This is a genomic window from Mycobacterium sp. 852002-10029_SCH5224772 (assembly GCF_001667315.1).
Lineage (GTDB): Bacteria > Actinomycetota > Actinomycetes > Mycobacteriales > Mycobacteriaceae > Mycobacterium.
The window spans coordinates 1-2,071 of sequence record NZ_LZHT01000131.1; the positions used below are offsets into that span (position 1 = coordinate 1).

Sequence of the window (2,071 nt, forward strand, 5' to 3'; positions counted from 1 at the left end):
GTATGCCGGTCGCCGAATCGCCCGCCGATACGGTCAAAATGGTCGGCGCCGCATGCGCGCAACTAGGCGAGCGTGCGTTAATTTGCTTCGGCGGCACCGTGTTCAGCGACGTGCCGCATTTCGACCACGTCAAAGTCGTCGATGTAGTGAATTACGCGACCATCTTCCCCTCCTGCCGTGCCGTCGTGCATCACGGTGGTTCCGGTACTACGGCCGCGAGTCTGCGCGCAGGCGTCCCTACCCTGGCGCTGTGGAGTTCGGCCGATCAACCGTATTGGGCCGCTGCGATCAAACGCCTGAAAGTCGGTACGGCCCGGCGCTTTTCGGCCGCCACCCAAGAATCGCTGGTGAAGGATTTACGCACCATCCTTGCCCCGGCATACGCAACCAGAGCCCGCGAGTTCGCGACCCGTTTGACCAAGCCCGCCCAGAGCATCGAAACCACGGCCGACCTCTTGGAAGACGCCGTACGCCGGAAAGCGCTTGCCTAGGCGGGTTTAACGCCGCCCGGATCGTTAGCGTGCCGGCTTGACGAGCAGGCCCTGACCCGTGGGCAAGGTGCAGATTTTCACACCCAGCTCGCCGGCGACCGCGTCCATGGCGGCGCGCTGCTCGTCGCGTCCCCGGTTCGCGTAGTCGTCCAGCAGCACGAAGGCACCGGGTGTGAGTCGCGGCCAAAAGAAGCGCAGCGCAGCGACTTCGGGTGGAGCGCAGTTCATGTCGATGTGCAGGTAAGCCACCAACGGCGCATCGACCTGCTCGAGCGTCTCGGGAACCGCGCCGACGATGATGCGCTGGTTTTGCCATTGCGCGAAATTGGCGCGGACGCTCTCAACCCCGTTCACGTACATCCCGTTGCGCAGGTGTCCTTCGCTGGTCTCCAGCGCCCCGGCCTGGCGTTCGTTTTCGGTGACGAACCGTGGGTCGATGCCGGCGAAGGTATCGAGCAGGTAGAACGTCTTGCCGAGCCGATCCCAATCGAGGTATTCCATGATGGCGCTGCTCAAAAAGCCGTAACTGACGCCGCACTCGACGAAATCGCCCTCGAGCTGGCTGGCGCTGGCCGCCGCCCACAGCCCCACGTGCACGCGCCATTGCCACTGGTACCAATCCTCATTGCCGAGGGAGCGGGCACCACGCTGGTAGGCGCGCTGGAATTCGGGATCGTCCAGAAACGCGTGAAAGTTGTTGAACGTGATCAACGCGTCGTTGGCGTAGACGTCAGGCAGCAGCGTGCGCGCCAGCCAATATTCGGTGCGCACCCACCACATCCGCAGGCGGGTGCCGGGTGTCAGCCCTGTTGCCACGGCGGCAACCATAGCATCGGCGCGTGCCGCGTCCGCGGGAAACGGAAGCGGTTCACCGTGATCGTGTTTCGCGCACCCCTCACCGGAGCGCAAACCGTCTCGTACACCTAGCGATTCGGCGTTTCTCTCAGGACTTGCGCCATAACACGCCGGTGCCGTCGATCTCGACGATCTCAGAGGTCACCCCATGCTGGGTGCGATAGTCCGTCACCGCCTGCGCGCACGCCTTGATCGCGTGGTAGTCGTCGACGATGCAAAAGCCCCCGGGTGACAACCGTGGGTAGAGCGCATCGAGCGCCTGGATCGTCGACTCGTACAGGTCGCCGTCAAGCCGCAGCACGGAAATGCGATCGATCGGGGCGTCCTGCAGGGTGTCCTTGAACCACCCGGGAAGGAAACGGACCTGATCGTCGAGCAATCCGTAGCGCTCGAAATTCGCCTTCACGTGCTCTTGTGGCACACCCAGGATGCGCGCGTGGCGATGCAGCCTGATCCCTTTATCCGCCTTGTAATTGACGGTGTCGGGGGGCGGCACTCCGGCGAACGAATCGCACAACCACACGGTTCGTTTCTCGTCTCCGTGGGCCGCCAACACCGCCCGCATCAAGATGGAGGCACCACCGCGCCACACACCGCACTCGACCAGATCGCCGGGGACGTCCTCTTCCAGGACCGTCTCGACGCACTGCTGCAGACTGGTCAGCCGCTGCATCCCGATCATCGTCAAGGCATCCGCGGGCCAGTCCAGCCCCAAGTCGCGCGCC

3 protein-coding genes are annotated in these 2,071 nt (G+C 63.9%); 1 reads left to right on the forward strand and 2 read right to left on the reverse strand.

Annotated features, from left to right (window positions below):
- The coding region (locus tag A5775_RS22495) for a glycosyltransferase (protein ID WP_369827902.1) at window positions 1–491 on the forward strand (491 nt) is incomplete at its 5' end.
- 24 nt (window positions 492–515) lie between these two features.
- Here the strand turns inward: A5775_RS22495 and A5775_RS22500 are convergent.
- Window positions 516–1,319, reverse strand: coding sequence for a class I SAM-dependent methyltransferase (locus A5775_RS22500; RefSeq protein WP_067257362.1), 804 nt, complete (start codon window positions 1,317–1,319; stop codon window positions 516–518).
- A 115-nt stretch (window positions 1,320–1,434) separates the two neighbouring features.
- On the reverse strand, window positions 1,435–2,071 hold a 637-nt coding region (locus A5775_RS22505; RefSeq protein WP_067257366.1), incomplete at its 5' end, for a TylF/MycF/NovP-related O-methyltransferase.